Source organism: Brevibacterium sp. VCM10, assembly GCF_000583215.1.
Lineage (GTDB): Bacteria > Actinomycetota > Actinomycetes > Actinomycetales > Brevibacteriaceae > Brevibacterium > Brevibacterium linens.
In genome coordinates this window covers 1-20,447 of the sequence record NZ_JAJB01000079.1, presented here as the reverse complement: position 1 = coordinate 20,447, position 20,447 = coordinate 1, and the positions used below count along the sequence as shown (strand labels likewise).

Here is a 20,447-nt window from a genome sequence, read left to right as displayed (position 1 = left end):
GCAGATATGAGCGAATACACTCAGCCCACCGACGCCCAGATCGACGAAGCGAACGAGCAGACACGGTATATCGCCTACTCCGTCTTCGCCTCAGCGGCAGAGCTCGGCGATGCCGATCGCAGGGAACTCGCCGATGAGCTGCATGCGGCTCTGGCGCCCCTGGCCGAACGCGGTCTGATCGTGCGCGGAATCTACGACGTCTCCGCTCTGCGCGCCGATGCCGACGTCATGTTCTGGTACCACGCCCCCGAGATCGAGGTCGTCCAGGCCGCGTACTCGGCGATCCGTCGCAGCCTCATCGGCGGAGTGCTCGAACCCGTCTGGTCCGTCGTCGGAATCCACCGCCCGGCCGAGTTCAACAAGGCACACCTGCCGGCTCTGCTGACCGATCCGGAACCCGGCGACTACATCTGCGTGTACCCGTTCGTGCGGTCATACGACTGGTACCTCCTCGACCCCGCCGAACGGGCGACGATGCTGCGCGACCACGGTATGGCCGCCGCCGGCTACAAGGACATCAAGGCGAACACGATCGCGTCCTTCGCTCTCGGCGACTACGAATGGCTGCTGGCCTTCGAAGCCGCCGAGCTCCACCGCATCGTCGACCTCATGCGCGACCTGCGCAACACCGAGGCGCGCCTGCACGTGCGTGAAGAGGTTCCGTTCTACACCGGACCGCGTCGCGAACTCGTCGACATCATCTCCGACTGGCGCTGACCGAGCGTCGTCCGCCCCGCCGGGGCCGAGGACGGGGCTGAGGTCGGCAGGGTCTGAGACCGCGAGCAAGGGCCGCCGCACCGATTCGGTGCGGCGGCCCTTCGCGTGGTCGGCGGAGGCGCCGGCGGCTGCCTGCTGCCCTTCGTCGGCTACTTGCTGCCCTTCTTGACCACATAGGAGTGGCCGTTGGCGTCGGTGCGCATCTCCAGCCCCATGGCATCGAGCTGCTGATGCCGCAGCGTCTCGTCCTCGAAGTATCCGCCCGGACGAGTGTTGTCGACCTGTGCCGGGCCGACGATCTTGCGGAAGAAATTGTTGAGCCAGCCCACCCCGCGCTGAGAACCCGGATACTGATCGCCCTTCCGTGCCGAACGGTCCTGCCTGCGTTCGGAACCATCGGCGGAAGGCTGCGAGGAGGACGACATAGAGGGGATCCTATCGACGTGGTGCCGCATGGGCTCGGACGGTCAGACTTCACTGTTAGTGTACACTAATCATTAGTGCACTAAGTAATTCCTGAAGAGGGTGCACGCCCTGTTTGCCGAGGCGGAGGATCGACGACACACGATGCTGGAATCCGAAGCTTCGATGGAGCCGCTGGACAACCCGCTGGCGCTGGAAAGTCAGATCTGCTTCGCTCTGGCGGTGGCCTCCCGCGGGGTGATCGGTGCCTATCGGTCCGTGCTCGAACCGCTCGGCCTGACCCATCCGCAGTATCTGGTCATGCTCGCGCTGTGGCAGCACGAGAGGCTGCCGGTGCGTGAGATCGCCCGGCTGCTGCGCCTCGAACCTGCCACTGTGTCTCCGCTGGTCAAACGCCTCGAAGCGCTGGACTATGTGACGAAGACGCGCAGTGGCAGCGACGAGCGGATCGTCGAGGTCACGCTCACCGCCACCGGCCTTGAGCTGCGCAGGACCGCCGAGGCGATTCCCGGGACGATGATGGCCAAGCTCGGCATGGACGTCGACGGAGTGCGCGAACTGCACGCGGTGATGCAGAAGATCATCGCCTCCGTCGACGCTGCGGCCGAGGCCGACGACTGAACGATCAGCCCGCCGCGCGCTCCATCGGGGTGTGTTCGATCCCGTCCTCGTCGAAGCGGGGACCATTCGGGACGAAGCCGAAGGACGAGTACAGCCGGCCGAGGTGCGACTGCGCATTGAGCGTCAGCGGTGTGGCCGACCAGGCGTCGACGATGTCGCCGAGCAGTCGCCGGCCCCAGCCCTGACCGCGGGCGTCGGGGTGGGTGGCAACGCGACTGATGCTGCGCGCCCCGGGCCGGGCGGCCGGTCCGTCGGGAACGTCAGCCGGGAGCAGCCGGGCGTAGGCCCATGGTGAGAGATCGCGTCCGTGCTCGGCACCGTGAGTGTCCGACATCGCTGTGGCCGGTCGCGGGTAGAAGAAGTGCAGCGTCTCCGGCAGGGTGTCGACTCCATCGGCGTCGAGGAACACGCACTCCTGTTCGACGACGAAGGCGAGGGAGCGCAGCTGCAGGATTCCGTAGAGCTCTGCGGGCAGGAGCTGGTCGAAGGTCTTCACGACCGGTTCGGTCGCCGCGGTCGCCTCGGTGATGCGAGGAGCAGCTGTCACCTCAGCTGTCCGCAGCGTCGGTGTTGAGCTTGAGGGAGATCGAGTTGATGCAGTAGCGCTGGTCGGTGGGAGTGCCGTAGCCCTCGCCGGAGAAGACATGGCCCATGTGCGAATCGCAGTTCGCGCAGCGGACCTCGACGCGTTCCATACCCATTGAGGTGTCGCGGATGTAGCGGACCCGGTCCTCGGCCAGGGGCGCGTAGAACGACGGCCATCCGCAGTGTGAGGCGAACTTCGTATCGGAGGGGAACAGGTCGGCTCCGCAGGCCCGACACTGGTACATCCCCGCTGCCGTCTCATCGTTGTACTCACCGGTGAAGGGGCGTTCGGTTCCGCCCTGGCGCAGCACCGCGAACTCCTCGGGCGTGAGCACGTCCTGCCAGCGGATCTCCTCGGCAGCGGCCCCCTCGTTCGTCGACGTTCCAGCGTTGATATCTGGTGACTGAGTCATCGTGACCTCCGGTCTCTGTCCTTCACGGTGATTGCGGTGCGGGGGAGATGGTCTCCGCCCCTGGTGAGTGCAACCGCGAGCAGCACTCGCCCATTCCGCACAACAGCGTTTGGTGCCTGATCATTCCGTAGGCAACAATGAACGCAGGAGGTTTTCATGGTCCGCGACACGAAGTTCCCCGCCCGCCTGCTTGCCGCCGGTATCGGCGTCGGCGCAGGACTCGGTGCCCTGATCTCTGTGGCGTCGTCGGGCTTGGCCGCCTACTTCGCCCGGAAGATCATCGTTCCGGAGAATGCGCCCGAAGAACTCGACATCCTGCACATCGACGGTTTCCCGCCGAATATGCGCATCCACCTGCCCGCCGATGAGGAGACCACGGTGCCCGGCACCTATGGGCTCTACTTCAATCAGGGCTCGGGACACGCGGTGATCGGCGACATCGTCGAATACGATCCGCGCTCGCGCACCGTCTCCCGGGAGATCCTGTCCGTCACCCGCGGTGATATCCGCCGGGCCTGGCGGGGACGCTGGACCGGCATCGTCTATCCCGATCCGATCGCGGCCGGCGTGAACTTTGAGGACATCGAGATCCGCTCCGATGCCGGGAGCCTGCCCGCATGGCTGCTGCCGACCGATCACCCCGAGCCGCAGGACACCTGGGCGATCCTCATCCACGGTCGTGCGAGCACCCGCGCCGAAGGTCTGCGTGCCGCCCCCGTGCTCAACACCCTCGGCGTGCCCGCGATCGCCATGTCCTACCGCAACGACGCCGAGGTGCGAGTGGAGACCACATCACGCTACGGACTCGGCGACACCGAATGGATCGACGTCGACGCGGCCATCGACTTCGCCGTCTCACACGGGGCGACGAACATCGTGCTCTTCGGCTGGTCGATGGGCGGTGCCATCGCCCTGCAGGCGGCCTCCCGCGGACGCAACCGCAGATTCGTGACCTCACTGGTCCTCGACGGGCCCGTCGTCGACTGGGTGAATGTGCTCGACGGGCAGGCGAAGAAGAACCTGCTGCCGACGCCGATCGCCAAACTCACACTCGAGATGATCACCCAGCCGTGGGCCCGTCCGATCACCGGGCTGGAGACCCCGCTCGACCTCGATCGCATGGACTGGGTGACCCGCGCCGCCGAACTCGATGTGCCCGTGCTGCTCATCCACTCCGATGACGACGAATTCGTCCCCTCCGGACCGTCTCACGCTCTGGCCGGGGTCAGGCGGGACCTGGTGACGATGCCCGCATACAGCAAGGCCCATCACACGAAGGAATGGAACATCGACCCGGTGCGCTGGGAAGACGATGTCGCGAACTTCCTCGAGGCGAAGATCCTGCCCAAGGACTGAGGCTCTGCCCTCACAGTGCCCTCACGGTTCGAGCGTGAGCGTGTCCTCAGCCGCCGCGGCCACCGCCTGCTTCGAATACGGCCAAGGGCGATTGACATTGGCGGCCCAATCATTCGTCTGATCGTCGTAATGGCGGTGGAAGGCATGCCCGGATGCTCCCGTGAGGTTGATCCAGTTCGACGCGTCGAAGTTCGACAGATCGACCGTCTGACGCATCGACGGCACCCAGTTCGTCTCATAGCCGACCGAGGCGTCCCAGCCGGTGGCATGGACGACTCCCGAGCCGCCCGAGACCTCATAGGGGCCGCGGTTGAACAGCTTCTCCACCGGTGTGATCCCGGATTCGCCGAGGCTGGCGTTGCGGATCGTCAGCCGGTGCAGGATTCCCCACCGCCACGTCACGGGCTCCGGTCCCAGCAGGTCCTCCGTCTCCGCCCACGCCGTCTTCATGGCCTTGCGCAGAGCCTCGTCCCGACCTTCGACGCCCTTGCTCGTCCACCACTGGGAATCCGGATCTTCGAGCAGCTCCGCGAGCACGAGGTGCCACCGTGAACCGCCGGAGGGGGACACCCCGTCGGGCAGCTTCGAGCTGATCGTCTGCTCGAGCAGCGTCTTCGTGAGCACATTGAAGTAGGCGGCGCCCGCGCTGTTCGCGGAGTCGAAGCCGTTCCAGCTCTTCAGCAGCTTCTTCGCCTCGAGGATGTCCTCGTCACCATGGGAGTGGATCTTCACCGCTTCGGGGACGAGTTTCGCGGCGAACGGATTCTGGTCGTCGTCCTGGATCTCCGCCATGTCCATCGGCCGCATCTTCCGGCCCTCGTCGACCGCGTCCTTGATGCGTTTTGTGATGCGTCGGGCACGATCTCCGTAGTCGAAGTCCCCGCCCAGCTGCACGGTCTCGCCGGGAGCGGCGACCGGGTTGTTCGCGGTGACGATCCATCCGCGATCGGGGTTGTACAGGTGTGGGAGGTCCTCGAAGTCGACCCAGCCCTGCCAATCCTCGTCGGATTTCCACCCGCGGCGGGGCACCGTGCCGTCGGCCTTGCCGCGGCGTGGGATCATCCCGGGGGCCTGATAGCCGATGTTCCCGGCGACATCGGCGTAGACGAGGTTCTGGGAGGGCACGTCGAACAGGGACGCCGCGTGCCGGAATTCCTGCCAGTTCGTGGCCTTGTTGATGGCGAACACCGCCGAGGCGGTCGTGCCCGGACGCAGAGCCGTCCAATCGAGGGCGAGACCATAGTGCTCCTCGGCCGGTCCCGACTTCGGGTCCTGCGAATCCACCCCGGTCGTCGCATCGAGTGCCTTGCGATACGTGCCGTCGAGCTTCGACACGAGTGGGCCGTTGCGGGTGGAGCGGATGGTGATCTCGCGCGGCTCCTCGCCCGCGACCTCGATCGTCTCCTTGCGCACCTGCAGCGGTTCGTCACCGTCGTCGTGGATGACCTTACCGTCGCGGATCTTCTCCACCACGAGGTCGGTGACATCGGCGCCGAGGTTCGTCAGTCCCCATGCGATCGACTGGTTGTGGCCGATGACGACTCCCGGCAGTCCGGAGAAGGAGAAACCGGTGACGTCGAAGGGGCATTCGTCGGTGACCTTCTTGCATCGCAGTCCCACCTGGTACCACACCGAGGGCATCGCCGGGGCGAGGTGCGGGTCATTGGACAGCAGCGGTCGACCGGTGTTCGTGTGCTCCCCGGAGATCACCCACGAGTTCGACCCGATATCGTCGCTGTTCTGTCCCAGCATCGGCGGCAGCGATATGAGCGTATTCCGCAGTTCGAGGAGAGCAGCGGTCGGGACGGCCGCCTCGGTGGCGGTGTTCCCCGTTCGGGGTGCCTCGGTGACGGTGCCTCCGGCCTGTGCCTCATCGTCCCCCCGTGCACGGTCGCCGACTCGCGGCTTCTGTTCGACGTCGTCGCCGCTGCGGTCTTTCGGTGCCTTGTCGCCGGCTCTGCCGCCGAGGATCGTCGGACGCGTGGCATATGGGTAGTCCGGATAGAGGTCGCTCATCTGCTCGTCGGTGAGCTCCGAGCTGAGGATCGACCGGTCGATCTCGTCTTCGAGGTTCGATCGCAGATCCCAGGCCATGGCCTTGAGCCAGGCGACGCTGTCGACCGGGGTCCACTTCTCGACCTCGGTGCTGCCGGTCTCGAGGCCGAGGACGGCGTATTCGAGGGACAGCTCGGTGGGGGATTTGTCCTTGAGGTAGGCGTTGACCCCGTCCGCGTAGGCCTCGTAGTAGCCCAGACTCGTCTTGTCGAGCTTCTTCACCTCCTGCTCGGCGACCTTCCGCCAGCCGAGTGTGCGGATGAAGGTGTCGGTGCCCAGCTGGGATTCGCCGAAGAGTTCGGAGAGTCGTCCCGAGGTGACGTGTCGGCGGAAGTCCATCTCCCAGAACCGGTCCTGAGCGTGGACGAACCCCTGAGCCAGGAACAGGTCATGGGCGGTTTCGGCCTCGATGGTCGGCACACCCGATTCGTCACGGTGGACGGTGACCGGCGCGTCGAGCCCCGGCAGCGAGATCTCGCCGTCGGTGGTCGGGAAGGAGCGGCGGACGAGGAACAGCCCGACGAGGGCGAGGATGACAGCGAGGATCAGGACTCCGGCGATGATGCGCAGCAGCACACGAGCGCTGACCGACAGGGTGGATCCACTGGTTGGGCGGAGCACCTTCAGCAATGCGCTCGATTCCTTCTCATCCTGCGCATCGGGTGCCGCCATGAGTCTCCTTCGGCCGTCCTGGAAGTTTCGGTTCTCAGCAAGTATAGGTGTCAGGAGGCTCGGGGCTGTGGACCTCAGGCGGCCCGGGTCTGTGGACGAAGGTCACGAGAACGACGGAGATCATCATGAGCAGGAACCACGCCACCAGCTTCGTCAGCGGCACCAGATGCCAGCCGTCGTCCTGACTCGGGTACAGCCAGGCCCCGGCCGCGGTCCCGATGTTCTCAGCGACCCAGATGAAGAAGGCGACGAGGACGAAGGCCAGCAGCACGGGCATCGTCAGTGTCCTGCGATGGATATGGAAGTACATGCGGCAGCGGAAGAAGACGATGACGGTGGCCAAGACGAGGAGCAGTCGGAGGTCGACGATGAAGTGGTGGGTGAAGAAGTTGACGTAGACGGCGGCGGCGATGATCACGGTCAGCCACCTCGGCGGGTAATGGCTGAACCGCAAGTCGAAGAGACGGTACACGCGGACGATATAGGAGCCGACGGCGGCGTACATGAACCCGGTGAACAGCGGTACTGCGCCGATGTGGAGGACCCCGCCGGGGGCGTAGTTCCATGAACCCACTGCGGTCTTGAAGATCTCCATGCCGGTGCCGACGATGTGGAAGACGATGATGACGATGAGCTCGCGACCGGTCTCGAGTCGAGCGAGGAGCATGCCGATCTGGATGAGCACGGCGAGGACGACGAGGAAGTCGTTGCGGGCGATGGCCGCGTCATCGGGGTAGAGCCACGCGGTGAGGACGATCGCGGCCAGCATGAGAGCACCGAAGAGACACGCCCACGCCTGTTTGATTCCGAAGGCGAGGAACTCCCGTATTCCGGCGGGGACGCGGGGGAGAACGCGGTCGGCGAAGGCGTCGAGGACTGCCTCGAGTCGAGTGAGTTCGCGGCGATCAGCCATCTGCTGAAGTACCCACTTCCGAAGATCTGAGAATAACCTTAAGATAATCCTGCGGTCACACTGGGTGCCCGTAATTCGGCCCCATCCAGTGAGAAGAACGCTCACTTGGTCATGGACGACCTCAAGGACCATAACTGATGAAACCGTTGCCATTCCTCGCCTCGGCACTCACCGGAATTCTCCTCACTGCGACCCTATCGGGACCGGCGCTCGCCGCCACACCGGAAACACACACGAACACGCCCGGCGCTTCTGCCGCCGACGGCACTCCCTCCGAGAGGACCGTCGATGCCCAGACTGATGAGGTCACGACTCTGCCAGTCGATTCCTCCGACGTCACGATCATCGGTGCCACGTGGGAAGGGGAAGATCCCGAACTCGAAATCCGCACTCGTGACGGCAACAGCTGGTCGGCGTGGGAGAGCCTGCCGACCGATGACGAGGGAGGCCCCGACGCCGTTTCCGCAGAGGCCGCTCAGATTCCCGCTGCCTCACACCAGTCGCAATCCGTTGCCCTTCCGGTGCTCGATTCGGACACTGTCGAGGTGCGCGCCGCAGACAAGCAGGCTGATACCGATGATCTGCAGATCACCCAGGTGTCCACTGCAGTCACCAAGGCTGACGCACAGGTCGCGAAGTCCGCTGGGGGAGTGAGCACGCATTCGGCCACCGGACCGGCAGTCGACGCGCAGATCTCGGCCAAGGATCTGCGGGCCAAGATCGTCACCCGCAAACAGTGGGGTGCCGATGAGAAGCTCGTCCGCTGCGCCACGGACAAGACGTCGTCGGCCAAGGGCGTGTTCATCCACCACACAGCGGGTTCGAACTCGTACTCGAAAGCACAGGCACCGGCGATCATCCGCGGTTACCTCGCCTTCCACACGCAGAACCGCGGGTGGTGCGACCTCGGGTACAACTTCCTCGTCGACAAATACGGCACCATGTACGAGGGCCGTGCCGGCAGCCTGGACAAGGCAGTGACCGGAGCACACGCCTCCGGGTTCAATTCATGGACCATCGGCATCAGCGTGCTCGGCACCTATTCGTCGGCGGCTCCGAGTTCGGCAGCACAGACCTCGGTCAAGCGCCTCGTCGCGTGGAAAGCAGGGCAGTACGGCTTCAACCCCACCGGGAAGATGACCTTGACCTCCGGTGGGGGCGGCACGAGCAAGTACGCCCTCGGCAAGAAGGTCAGCCTCAACGTCGTCGCCGGACACCGGGACACGAGCTACACCGAATGCCCGGGACTCGCGTTCTACAACAAGCTCGGCAGCATCCGCACGGGAGCCAAAGCACTGGTGCCTGAGCTGACCCCGCCACCGACGAAGGCGCCCACCAAGAGTCCGGCACCGAAGCCGAAGACGTACCCGACGAAGGGCGCAATCGGTTCGTACTATCAGAAGAACGCGGGAAAGACCGGCAAACCGGTCGGCTCGGAGAAGAAGCTGAAGAATCCGAACGGTGCCTACCAGTCGTTCGCCAAGGGCACCGTGTATTGGTCGAAATCGACCGGTGCGCACTTCCTCACCAAGGGCCAGATCCGTGTCGCCTACAAGCGAGTGAAGTATGAGAAAGGCGTCCTCGGGTTCCCCAGCAGCGATAAGCAGACCTTCAAATATCGGAAGAGCGCTCGATACCAGAGATTCCACTCCGGAATGATCACCTGGTCACCGCAGACAGGCAGCGATGTCATCTACGGGGGCTTCCTCACGAAGTGGAAGAAGATGGGCTATGAACGCAGCAGGCTCGGACTGCCCACCGCTGACCGGACAGTGAAGAACGGCGTCAAACGCCAGAACTTCGAACGCGGCTATATGACGTACACGAAGAAGACCGGAATCAGGGTCCATATCCGCAGATAGCGCTGTCCTCCACTGAGGAGGTGGGTCGTCGACGCGGAAGGGACATAGACTGCCGTCATGCACATCCTCCTCTTCGGCGCCTCCGGCCACGTCGGAACCGGACTCGCCCAGCTGCTCGGTCCGCACCACACGGTCACCGGGATCGTCCGCCGCCCTCCGGATACGAAGACGGCCTACTCTCCGGTGACCGTGCCGGACTGGGTGGACGATCCGGAGGCGGTCACCTCGGCGCTCGCCTCCGCCGGCCTGCCTCCGGTCGATGCCGTCATCGCCGCCATCGGCGGGTGGTACATCGACGAACCGGTGCTCGACCGAGGTCTGGCGAAGTTCGATGCGGACTATGACTCCTATCTGCGCGGGCACTTCACCGCGTGTGCGCTCTCGCAGTCCCTGGCGTCGGCGCGGAGGAGCGGAGACCAGGGTTTCGTCCACCTGGCTCTCAACGGCGTCGCCAGCGTCGAGGCGCTCGCCGGATCCGGGGCGATCAGCGTCTTCGGTGCCGCGCAGAAGATGCTCATCGAGGTCGCTGCGGCGGAATCGACGGGCGTGGCCTTCCGGGAACTGCGGATCATGGCTCCCGTCGGCGGCGATGATCGCAATGACCTGGCCGGGGGAGTCGACACCGTCCCCCTCGCCGAGGTGGCCGAGGGGATCACCGCGATCCTCGACTCACCCGATCGCTTCGACGTGAGCACGGAGATCCGCGCGAACGAGGGAACCTCGGCCGGCTGAGCCTCCGGCTCAGGCGCGGGTGTAGCGGAGGAAGACCTGGTCGTCCTCGGTGCGCACATCGACCAGGCGCAGATCGATCTCGGCCTCGAGCCCGGAGAAGTGGCTGCCGGAAGTGCGGATATAGCAAGGACTCACGCTCAGATGCAGTTCCGCGCCCGGATAATGCTCGAGCAGGCGGAACGCAAGATTCGGACCCGACTCGCAGAGCAGCACCGCCTCGTCGGTCGGTGCCGATTCGGCCGACGGTGCCGCGCTCAGGGAGGCGGCCACCTCGGTGATGGTGCCCGGACTGAAATGCCGGGCACGATAGTCGAGACCGCGGGCATCGAGCTCGGCCTGCAGGGACATCGGATCGGACTCGGTGAGCACATGCACGGGCGTGTGCTCCAGGGTTTTGCCGGCGGCGTTGATGACGGGCAGCTGCGGATTGAGCGCGGTGCGCCGGTCGATGATGATCGCGTTCGCGCCGCGGCGCAGGGCGAGGAAACGTCGGAAGTCAGCGTCTGTGGACACCCCGGTCGACCAGCCGTCCTCGGCGAACGACCCGTTGATCGACTGGACGAGAGAGATGATGAGACGGCGCACGGGATCCTGCTCTCCTGCTTCTTCGACTCTGCTAGTTCTTCAGTTCGGGTGCCGGCCCCATGGCGATGCGCGGATGGGCCTCGGGATCGAGGGCGCGCATGATCCACTTGAGGTCCGCCTCATCGAGGGTGACACAGCCGTTCGTGCCCGAATCGTGGTCGAGGTGCAGCCAGATTCCGCCGCCCTTGTCCCAGCCCATCGGTCGCGTCTTGTCCGTCGGCGGAGTGCCGGGCGTGCGGTTGTAGTCGATGGCGATGATGTAGTCGAAGACCGATGCGTAGTCGGCCCCATAGGCCACCGTCGCCGAGGAGGGCAGCCGATCGTCCTGGGTGTAGGGAAGGTCGGTGCCCGGGTCGGCTTTGAACCCTCCCGCGTCGCTGAGCGTGAACACACCGATCGGAGTGGTCTTATCGCCCTCATGGCGGTCCTTCAGCCACCCGTTCGAACCGTTGTGGGTGTCGAAGGTCTTGAGCTTCTTCCACGTCGTGTCAGTGAGCTCATAGAAGCTCAGGCTCGACGTCTCCGCATCGGCCGTCGGGGAGGTCGCGACGAGGACCTGCGAGGTCTCTGCCGGGATCTGATCGGTGTACTCCTGCGCCAGACCCGGGACCGGAACGGGATTCACCGGGCCGGTCGCCTCGGCGTCCGACTTGTCGGATGCGGGTGATGCGGGCCCGGTCCCGCTGGGCGAATCCTGGGCCGGAGCTGCGAAATCACCGACGTTCGTCTGCTGCGCGGGAGCGGCGAATCCGGCGGATTCGACAGCTGCGGAATCGTCCGTGCCGCCGTCGGCATCGGCGCCGCAGGCGGTCACGAGCAGAGCGCAGGCGAGCAGCGCGGGAACCGCCGCGCGTCGTAAGGCTCCATCGGACATAAGGCCATCATCTCATGAGGGATGGGAACTCACCGGCAGCGACTATGCGAAAATGACCTCATGAGCATTCCACCTGTGCCGAACCATCCTCCGCGCCCCGGGCGTCGGAAGCCGGCCGAGGAGTCTCCCGAGTCGATCACAACCCAGTTGTTCATCGGCAATGATGATTCCGCGGCCGATGGCTCCACCCAAGCGCTGACGCCCACAGAACTTCAGAGGCTGCGGTCGATGGTCGAGTCCGATGGCACCGATGCCACCGAGGTTCTCAGCCTCGAAGAGCTGCGCGGACTCGCCGCCGCCGAAGGGTATGAGACCGGCGGACTGCCCGCCGCGCCGCGCAGAGTGAATTCCGATGACATCGCCGCGGCTGAGGCGCCCTCGGCTCCGAAACAGTGGAACCCGCAGCCCGCACCCCATCCCCAGCAGGGACAGTGGGGCGGCGAATTCGGTGCCGCAGCGCAGGCCGCAGCGTCGCAGCCGCAGTCGGTCGGTCCGGTGCAGTCGCCGACGGGGCCCGATCATGCTCAGCCCGGAACCGGTCGCCCCGCGGGGCCCGGATATGGACAGGCGGGCCCCGCTCCCGCCTACAGCGGTGCCTATGCCGCCGGATATGGGCCGGGCGGACCTGCCGGTCCCGGAGGCCCCGGGGGACCGGGTGGGCCCGGCGGTCCGAGTGGGCCGGGCGGCCCGGGGAATCCCGGCGGACCGCACGACCCCTATGGTCGGCGCAATGATACGAGGAAAGTTCCCGTATGGCTGTGGGTGCTCGCGGCCATCGCGCTCATCCTCGCCCTCGGCATCGTCGGCTATATCGTCTGGGACTCCACTCAGGGGGAGGACACCATCACGGTCGGGCCCACGGACGAACCCTCGATCGGTCAGACCGATGAGCCCGAGCCGTCCGAGTCGGGCAGTTCGACTGCTCCCGTCGCCGAGGAGAGCTTCGTGTCTCCGTCGGGCAACATCGCCTGCACCATCGACTCCGCACGGGCGCGCTGCGTGATCAACAACTACGAGTACTCACCACCGGACAAGCCCGACGACTGCCGACTCGACAACTGGGGCTCCACCGTCGTGGCGAACAAGGACGGTGCGGGATTCTCCTGCGTCGACGCTCCCGAGAGCAACGGCCCGGCACGTGTCCTCGGCTACGGCGACTCGATCTCCGCTGAGGGCATGACCTGCACCTCCAGCAAGGAGGGCATGACCTGCAAGTCCGACGACACCGGAATCGGCTTCAACATCCGCCGCGCCTCGGCCGACTTCCTCAAATAAGGCGGCCTCCACGGTCCGGGCGGCGGAGGACCGGGCGGTGCCGCCTCGGCGTTCTCAGGATGTGGACCGGATTCGGACGCAACGGGGGAGGGGGACTACGGTGGCCGTGTGGCTCACAGGATCCTCCTCCTTCCTTGCCGCGACGAGTCCTGAACGGACAGCACGCTCGTCGCGGAGTCCTCGTATGCTGGTCAAGCGCTGAGAAACTCAAGTTAGAGGAACAATGAAACTGCAGAAGCCCACTCCGATGCCGTTCGGCAAGTACAAGTCGTTCCAGGACCGCATCGCGCTGGATATGCGCGATCGCACCTGGCCGGATCAGATCATCAGCAAGGCGCCTCGCTGGCTGAGCACCGACCTGCGCGACGGCAACCAGGCGCTCATCGACCCGATGACCCCCGACCGCAAACGCAAGATGTTCGATCTGCTCGTGCGGCTCGGGTTCAAGGAGATCGAGGTCGGATTCCCGGCGGCCAGCCAGGTCGACTTCGACTTCGTCCGTGAGATCATCGAACAGGATGCGATCCCCGATGACGTCCGCATCTCAGTCCTCACGCAGGCCCGTGAGGACCTCATCGAACGCACCGTCGAATCCCTCGTCGGCGCGAAGATGCCCACCGTGCACCTCTACAACGCGACGGCGCCGGTCTTCCGCAAGGTCGTCTTCGGCTTCGACGGCGACGGCTTCGATCAGACCCGCGATATCGCACTGCAGGGCACTCAGGCCGTGATGAAGCACGCCGAGACGCTGCTGTCCGATGCGGACTTCGGCTACCAGTATTCGCCGGAGATCTTCGTCGACACCGAACCCGAGTTCGCCCTCGACATCGTCGGCAGCGTCCTCGACATGTGGCAGCCCGCCGACGGTCGCGAAACCGTCGTCAACCTGCCTGCCACCGTCGAACGCGGCACCCCGAACACGTATGCGGACCAGATCGAATGGTTCTGCCGCAATATGCCCTACCGCAACGAGGTGGCCGTGTCCCTGCACCCGCACAACGACCGGGGCACCGGCGTGGCCGCGGCGGAGATGGGGATGATGGCCGGCGCCGACCGGATCGAAGGCTGCCTGTTCGGCAACGGTGAGCGCACCGGAAACCTCGACCTCGTCACCGTCGCCCTCAACCTGTACACCCAGGGCATCGATCCGGAGCTCGACTTCTCCGACATCGACGAAGTCATCCACACCGTCACCGAATGCAACCAGATCGGCGTCCACGAACGCCACCCCTACGGCGGCGACCTCGTCTTCACCTCGTTCTCCGGTTCGCACCAGGACGCGATCAACAAGGCCTTCGCCGACCGTGAGAAGAAGGCGAACGCCCAGGGCACCCCGGTCGACCTCATGGAATGGGACATGCCCTACCTGCCCGTCGACCCGAAGGACCTGGGCCGGTCCTACGAGGCGATCATCCGAGTGAACTCGCAGTCCGGCAAGGGCGGGGTGACCTACCTGCTCAAGAGCGAACACGGACTCGACCTGCCGCGTCGCATGCAGGTCGAATTCTCCCGCGCCGTGCAGCAGCACACCGAGGCCGGCGGCGAGGTCACCGCCGAGGAGATCCGCCGCATCTTCAACTACGAATACCTGCCCGCCGACGACCCCGAGAAAGCCTGGGGCCGCTTCCAGATCGTCGGTCTGCGCACCGAGTCGGGCAACGTCGACGGCGCCGGTTCGTCGGCCGAGCGCATCGAGGTCGACCTCATCGTCGACGGTCAGGAACGCACCTACGAAGGACGCGGCAACGGACCGATCGACGCACTCGTGAAGATCCTCATCGACCAGTTCGACGTCGACGTCCGTCTCCAGGACTACTCCGAGCACGCCATCGGCTCCGGCGCCGACACCAACGCCGCCGCCTATGTCGAACTCGCCGTCGAAGACCGCGTCGTCTGGGGCGCCGGACTGCACCCGAACATCACGAAGGCCTCGCTCAAGGCCGTCGTCTCGGCCGTCAACCGCGCCGCCCGTGACCGGGACCGGGACCGTCAGGCCTGAGTTACCGCCGCCTCGGCGGCCGATCTCACAGCAGTCGCCCAAGCGCGGCGGGATGATTCCCCGCCGCGCTTGAGCGATAATGGGCGAGTGCACAACTATCGTGATGAAGGCATCGTGCTCGGCGGGCACAAGCTCGGCGAAGCCGACCGCATCGTCACCGTGCTCACTCGCAGCCACGGCCTCGTCCGTGCCGTTGCGAAGGGGGTGCGACGGACGAAATCACGGTTCGGCTCCCGCCTCGAACCCTTTATGCTCATCGATCTGCAATGCCATGTCGGGCGCAGCCTCGACATCGTCACCCAGGTCGAACTCATCGAACCCTTCGCCCGCGGAATCGCCACGGACTTCGATGTCTATTCGGCCGCCTCGGTGATGGCCGAGACGGCACGCAGCATCACCGAAGCCGAACCCCAGTCGCGCACGCATTTCCTCCTCCTCGTGTCCGCGATCCGCTCGCTGTGCAACCGTGAACACCCGCCGAGGCTGTCGCTGGATGCGTACCTGCTGCGCGCGATGTCCGTGGCCGGGTGGGCACCGAGCCTGCTCGACTGCGCCCAGTGCGGGAGCCCCGGACCCCACCGCGCGTTCTCCGCAGCACTGGGCGGGGCCGTGTGCGCGAACTGCCGACCCTCGGGTGCGGCACTGCCCGACACCGATGCGCTCGAACATATGGCCGCGCTTCTGTCCGGAGACTGGGAGCGGGCCGAGGCCTCAGACTTACACGATCAGATCGACGGGTCGAAGCTGGTCTCGGACTGGGTGTCGTGGCACCTCGAACGCAATATCCGATCCTTAAGAGTTCTGGAGAACACATGAGCTACCCCGCACCACCGGCCCACCCCAGCGGAGCGAGACCTCCGCGCATCGACGCGAAGTTCGTGCCCAGGCACGTCGCGATCGTCATGGACGGCAACGGGCGGTGGGCGAACCAGCGGGGGCTGCCGCGCACGGACGGGCACAAGGCCGGTGAGGCGTCGCTGCTCGACGTCATCCACGGCGCGATCGAGATCGGCGTGGACTATCTGTCGGCGTATGCGTTCTCGACCGAGAACTGGAAGCGCTCACCCGAAGAGGTGCGCTTCCTCATGGGCTTCAATCGCGACGTCATCCGTCGCCGACGCGACGAGCTCAACGCACTCGGCGTGCGCATCGTGTGGTCCGGGCGGCGCGGTCGTCTGTGGCGCTCGGTCATCGACGAGCTCGAGACCGCCGCCGAGATGACGAAGCACAACACGGGCCTGGTGCTCCAGTTCTGCGTCAACTACGGCGGACGGTCCGAGATCGTCGATGCGATCAATGAGATCACCGCCGAGGTGGCCGCCGGGAAGCTCAAGCCCGGCAAGGTCTCGGAGAAGACCGTCCGCTCCCGCCTCTACGCACCCCTCGTGCCCGACGTCGACCTGTTCATGCGGTCATCGGGGGAGCAGCGGACCTCGAACTTCCTGCTCTGGCAGTCCGCCTATGCCGAGATGGTCTTCCAGGACGTGCTGTGGCCCGATGTCGATCGCCGCACCCTGTGGGCCGCGATCGAGGAGTACGCGCGCCGCGACCGTCGCTTCGGCGGCGCTGTCGACACACCTTCGGCCTGACGCGAAGGCCCGGTCTGTCACGAGGGCCCCAGTCTGTGACGAGGGCCCAAGTCTGTGACGAGGGCCCGGGCCGCCGAAACGTCCGACGGGGACGACAACGGCCCCGCAGCGTCACCGCGGCGGGGCCGTTGTCATGATCTCACTGCTGCGCCGGCACCTCGGTCGAGTGCGTCAGCGCGACGACCTCTGATCAGTAGCGGTCGCGGGGACGGTCGCCCCGCCCGCCGAACTTCTTGCCGCCTCGGCGATCACCGCGGAAGTTGCGGCCGTCTCCGGGCTGCTTGTCGAAGTTGCGCTTCTTGAACGGGCGTCCCGGGCGACCCGAATCCGGACGGATGTCGATGGGACGGCCCTGGATCTCGGTGTGGGAGAGCTTGCGCAGCACCGACGGATCGAGGTCCTTGGGCAGGTCGACGAGCGTATGGTTCGAACGGATGTCGATATGACCGATCTGCTTCGAGGTGATTCCGCCTTCGTTCGCGATCGCTCCGACCACGGCTCCCGGCTGGAGCCGCTCGTTGCGGCCCAGGGCCAGTCGGTAGGTCGTCATGTTCTCATCGCGGGCGCGTCCGCCGCGGCCCGGACGGCCGCCGTCCCGACCACCGTCGCGGTCACGGCCCTGACGGCGCGCCGGCTCGGGCATCGGCTCGGCCTTGAGCGTGTTCGACTCGAGGACGAGGGAGGCGAGAGCGGCCGCGATGTTCGAGGCCGGCACGTCGCGGGAGAGCGAGTACGCCTCGATGACCTCGGTGAGTTCGGACAGTTCGGTGGTCGCGAGCACATCGTCGATGCGCTTCGTGAACTTCTCGACGCGAGTGTTCGTCAGCTCCTCGACGCTGGGCAGGGTCAGCGGTTCGACCTTCTGCTTCGTGGCGCGCTCGATCGAGCCGAGCATGCGCTGCTCGCGCGGGGTGACGAAGAGGATCGCCTCACCGGAACGTCCGGCACGACCGGTGCGGCCGATGCGGTGGACGTAGGACTCGGTGTCGTGCGGGATGTCGTAGTTGACGACCAACGTGATGCGTTCGACGTCGAGACCGCGGGCGGCCACGTCGGTGGCGACGAGGATGTCGATCTTGCCTTCACGCAGCATGTCGATCGTGCGCTCACGTGCCTGCTGGGGGATGTCGCCGTTGATCGCGGCGGTCTTGAAGCCGCGGGCGCGCAGCTTCTCGGCCAGCTCCTCGGTGGCCTGCTTCGTACGCACGAACATGATGATGCCCTCGTACTCCTCGACCTCGAGGATGCGGGTCAGGGCGTCGAGCTTGTGCGAATGCTGGACCATGAAGTAGCGCTGGCGGATATTCGCACCGGTCTGCGACTTCGCGGCGACCCGAACTTCCTGCGGATCGTCCAGGTACTTGCCGGTGATCCGGTGGATCGAGGTCGGCATGGTGGCCGAGAACAGAGCGACCTGACGGTCCTCACCCACCTGGCTGAAGATCTCTTCGATGTCTTCGGCGAAGCCCATCTTGAGCATCTCGTCGGCCTCGTCGAGGATGAGGTGACGCAGGCTGCCGAGCTTGAGCGACCCCTTCTTCAGGTGGTCGATGACACGACCCGGGGTGCCCACGACGACCTGCGCACCACGGCGCAGACCCGCCAGCTGCGGGCCGTAGGCCTGTCCGCCGTAGATCGGGAGCACGGAGAAGTCGGGAAGTTCAGTGGCATAGGAGGTGAACGCCTCGGCGACCTGGATCGCGAGTTCGCGAGTGGGGGTGAGGACGAGAGCGAACGGGCCGTCGTCGGCGCGCCCCGCCTCGGCGAGGTCGGACAGAGCCGGCAGGGCGAAGGCCGCGGTCTTGCCGGTTCCGGTCTGGGCGAGACCGATGACGTCACGGCCCGACAGGAGGGTCGGGATCGTCTCGGCCTGGATGGGTGTGGGGATCTCGTAGCCCTGCGCCTCTACGGCCTTGAGCACGAGCGGGTGGAGCCCCAGTTCGGAGAATCTCGGAGTGATTTCGTCGGTTGCGGACACATCGGTCATGAGTGATCTCTCTCACGTCGGCACACACTTGATCGCAGATGACTGTAGTGGCGATCTACCCTGCGGCCGCTTGTGCAATCATCGTGAGCAATCCGGGCCGAAACCGTAGAGATCCAAGAACTCGCTTGGACAGACGTGAAGACGTCGGTACGGAGAAAGGTTTGGGTGTACCCCAAGTCTACATGCCGTGCCCTCGCCGAGGCGGCCCCGCAGTGGGAAACCGAGTGTGAGATCAGTCGCCTCCGGCGGTCTCCTGCCGTCGGTGCGGGCGGGTGTCAGGGTGGGGCAGGCCGATGTTGGGGACACGGCGACACGACCGGTTAGGCTGGTACCTGCGAGCCACGGCAGCCGGCCGTCGGCGAACTGAAACAAGGAGAGAACTAGTGGCACAGTCCAAGTTGGATGCCGTCATCGCCCTGGCCAAGCGCAGAGGATTCGTCTTCCAAGCAGGAGAGATCTACGGCGGTTCCCGCTCGGCATGGGACTACGGGCCGTTGGGCGTCGAGCTCAAGGACAACATCAAGACCCAGTGGTGGCAGCAGTTCGTGCGCGGACGCGAAGACGTCGTCGGCCTCGACTCCTCCATCATCCTGCCCAAGCGGGTCTGGGAAGCCTCCGGCCACGTCGCCACCTTCGTCGATCCGCTCGTCGAATGCCTCAACTGCCACAAGCGCCACCGCGAGGACCACCTCGTCGAGGCGTATGAGGCGAAGAACAAGAAGGCCCCGGAGAACGGAATGGCCGATGTCGTCTGCCCCGACTGCGGCACCCGTGGTCAGTGGACCGAACCGCAGGAGTTCTCCGGTCTCGTCAAGACCTTCCTGGGCCCCGTCGACTCCGAAGCCGGACTCCACTACCTGCGTCCGGAGACCGCGCAGGGCATCTTCGTCAACTTCAACAATGTGCTCACCGCCGCCCGGAAGAAGCCGCCGTTCGGCATCGGCCAGATCGGCAAGGCCTTCCGCAACGAGATCACTCCCGGCAACTTCATCTTCCGCACCCGTGAGTTCGAGCAGATGGAGATCGAGTACTTCGTCCACCCGGACGAGGCCGACGACTACTACAAGCAGTGGGTCGAAGACTGCTGGTCCTGGTTCCTCGACCTCGGCATCTCTGCCGACAACGTCCGCCGCCTCGACGTTCCCGCCGAGGACCGTGCACACTACTCGGCCGGCACCATCGACATCGAATACCGCTTCGGCTTCCAGGGTTCCGAATGGGGCGAGCTGATGGGTGTGGCCAACCGCACCGACTATGACCTCGGCACTCACACCGAGGTCTCGGGAGCGAAGCTGCAGTACTTCGATCAGGCCAGCGGCGACCGCTACACCCCGTATGTCATCGAACCCTCCTTCGGTCTGACCCGGTCGATGATGGCATTCCTCGTCGAGGCCTACAGCGAGGACGAGGCTCCGAACACGAAGGGCGGAGTCGACAAGCGCGTCGTCCTCAAGCTCGATCCGCGCCTGGCTCCGGTCAAGGCCGCGGTGCTGCCGCTGAGCCGCAACGAGAAGCTCACCCCTGCGGCCAAGGATCTGGCTGCCCGCCTGCGTCGGCGCTGGAACATCGACTTCGACGATGCCGGCGCCATCGGACGCCGCTACCGTCGCCAGGACGAGATCGGCACCCCACTGTGCATCACCGTCGACTTCGACACTCTCGATGACCAGGCCGTGACGATCCGCAAGCGTGATGATATGAGCCAGGAACGCGTGAGCATCGACCAGGTGGAGAACTACCTGGCCGAAAACCTCGCCGGCGCCTGACCCCAATTACTACCTGACGGCGG

Annotated in this window: 18 protein-coding genes; 10 read left to right on the top strand and 8 right to left on the bottom strand. The window is 65.5% G+C overall.

Features of this window, described 5'->3' with window-relative positions; all coding sequences use genetic code 11:
* Positions 1–6: 6 nt before the first annotated feature.
* Positions 7–717, top strand: coding sequence for a hydrogen peroxide-dependent heme synthase (hemQ, locus tag AD89_RS0116845; RefSeq protein ID WP_025780719.1), 711 nt, complete (start codon positions 7–9; stop codon positions 715–717).
* 149 nt (positions 718–866) lie between these two features.
* On the opposite strand, the gene AD89_RS18980 is transcribed toward hemQ, so the two are convergent.
* Positions 867–1,142: a hypothetical protein gene (locus tag AD89_RS18980; RefSeq protein WP_025780717.1), complete on the bottom strand. Its 276-nt coding sequence runs from the start codon at positions 1,140–1,142 to the stop codon at positions 867–869.
* Between the two features lie 142 nt (positions 1,143–1,284).
* On the opposite strand from AD89_RS18980, the gene AD89_RS0116835 reads away from it, so the two are divergent.
* Positions 1,285–1,761: a MarR family winged helix-turn-helix transcriptional regulator gene (locus AD89_RS0116835; RefSeq protein ID WP_231488750.1), complete on the top strand. Its 477-nt coding sequence runs from the start codon at positions 1,285–1,287 to the stop codon at positions 1,759–1,761.
* A gap of 4 nt (positions 1,762–1,765) precedes the next feature.
* Here AD89_RS0116835 and AD89_RS18975 read toward each other — a convergent pair whose 3' ends face one another.
* Both AD89_RS18975 and msrB read right to left on the bottom strand, forming a co-directional pair.
* A complete protein-coding gene (locus tag AD89_RS18975; protein WP_231488748.1) occupies positions 1,766–2,308 on the bottom strand; it encodes a GNAT family N-acetyltransferase in 543 nt (180 codons plus the stop codon).
* 1 nt (position 2,309) lies between these two features.
* A complete protein-coding gene (gene msrB / locus AD89_RS0116825; RefSeq protein WP_025780714.1) occupies positions 2,310–2,759 on the bottom strand; it encodes a peptide-methionine (R)-S-oxide reductase MsrB in 450 nt (149 codons plus the stop codon).
* Positions 2,760–2,915: 156 nt separating this feature from the next.
* Between msrB and AD89_RS0116820 the strand changes: the two genes are divergently transcribed.
* Positions 2,916–4,115, top strand: coding sequence for an alpha/beta hydrolase family protein (locus AD89_RS0116820; protein ID WP_025780713.1), 1,200 nt, complete (start codon positions 2,916–2,918; stop codon positions 4,113–4,115).
* A gap of 21 nt (positions 4,116–4,136) precedes the next feature.
* On the opposite strand, the gene AD89_RS0116815 is transcribed toward AD89_RS0116820, so the two are convergent.
* Entirely contained in the window at positions 4,137–6,842 is a 2,706-nt protein-coding gene (locus AD89_RS0116815; RefSeq protein ID WP_025780711.1) for a penicillin acylase family protein, read from the bottom strand.
* A 34-nt stretch (positions 6,843–6,876) separates the two neighbouring features.
* Positions 6,877–7,755, bottom strand: a complete 879-nt coding sequence (locus AD89_RS0116810) for a DUF817 domain-containing protein (RefSeq protein ID WP_025780709.1) — start codon at positions 7,753–7,755, stop codon at positions 6,877–6,879.
* 137 nt (positions 7,756–7,892) lie between these two features.
* Between AD89_RS0116810 and AD89_RS19475 the strand changes: the two genes are divergently transcribed.
* Positions 7,893–9,617: an N-acetylmuramoyl-L-alanine amidase gene (locus tag AD89_RS19475; RefSeq protein WP_025780708.1), complete on the top strand. Its 1,725-nt coding sequence runs from the start codon at positions 7,893–7,895 to the stop codon at positions 9,615–9,617.
* A 57-nt stretch (positions 9,618–9,674) separates the two neighbouring features.
* On the top strand, positions 9,675–10,349 hold the full coding sequence (locus AD89_RS0116800; RefSeq protein WP_025780707.1) for a hypothetical protein: 675 nt from the start codon (positions 9,675–9,677) through the stop codon (positions 10,347–10,349).
* A gap of 9 nt (positions 10,350–10,358) precedes the next feature.
* Here AD89_RS0116800 and AD89_RS0116795 read toward each other — a convergent pair whose 3' ends face one another.
* Entirely contained in the window at positions 10,359–10,934 is a 576-nt protein-coding gene (locus AD89_RS0116795) for a hypothetical protein (protein ID WP_025780706.1), read from the bottom strand.
* A gap of 31 nt (positions 10,935–10,965) precedes the next feature.
* Complete coding sequence (locus AD89_RS0116790) at positions 10,966–11,808, bottom strand: L,D-transpeptidase family protein (protein WP_025780704.1); 843 nt, start codon at positions 11,806–11,808, stop codon at positions 10,966–10,968.
* Positions 11,809–11,868: 60 nt separating this feature from the next.
* Between AD89_RS0116790 and AD89_RS20435 the strand changes: the two genes are divergently transcribed.
* From AD89_RS20435 to AD89_RS0116765, 4 genes are all read left to right on the top strand, one after another.
* Positions 11,869–13,083 (top strand): DUF6636 domain-containing protein, encoded by a 1,215-nt coding sequence (locus AD89_RS20435; RefSeq protein ID WP_051505302.1) that lies wholly within the window; start codon positions 11,869–11,871, stop codon positions 13,081–13,083.
* Between the two features lie 223 nt (positions 13,084–13,306).
* A complete protein-coding gene (gene leuA, locus AD89_RS0116775) occupies positions 13,307–15,082 on the top strand; it encodes a 2-isopropylmalate synthase (protein ID WP_025780702.1) in 1,776 nt (591 codons plus the stop codon).
* A gap of 87 nt (positions 15,083–15,169) precedes the next feature.
* The gene (gene recO, locus AD89_RS0116770) at positions 15,170–15,898 is read left to right on the top strand and encodes a DNA repair protein RecO (RefSeq protein WP_025780701.1); all 729 of its coding nucleotides are present in this window, start codon (positions 15,170–15,172) and stop codon (positions 15,896–15,898) included.
* On the top strand, positions 15,895–16,671 hold the full coding sequence (locus AD89_RS0116765) for an isoprenyl transferase (RefSeq protein ID WP_025780700.1): 777 nt from the start codon (positions 15,895–15,897) through the stop codon (positions 16,669–16,671). Before recO ends, AD89_RS0116765 begins: the two co-directional genes overlap by 4 nt.
* Before the next feature lie 190 nt (positions 16,672–16,861).
* Here AD89_RS0116765 and AD89_RS0116760 read toward each other — a convergent pair whose 3' ends face one another.
* Entirely contained in the window at positions 16,862–18,658 is a 1,797-nt protein-coding gene (locus tag AD89_RS0116760) for a DEAD/DEAH box helicase (protein ID WP_025780698.1), read from the bottom strand.
* Between the two features lie 383 nt (positions 18,659–19,041).
* Here AD89_RS0116760 and AD89_RS0116755 point away from each other — a divergent pair, with 383 nt between their 5' ends.
* Complete coding sequence (locus tag AD89_RS0116755) at positions 19,042–20,424, top strand: glycine--tRNA ligase (protein WP_025780697.1); 1,383 nt, start codon at positions 19,042–19,044, stop codon at positions 20,422–20,424.
* The last annotated feature ends 23 nt before the right edge of the window (positions 20,425–20,447 follow it).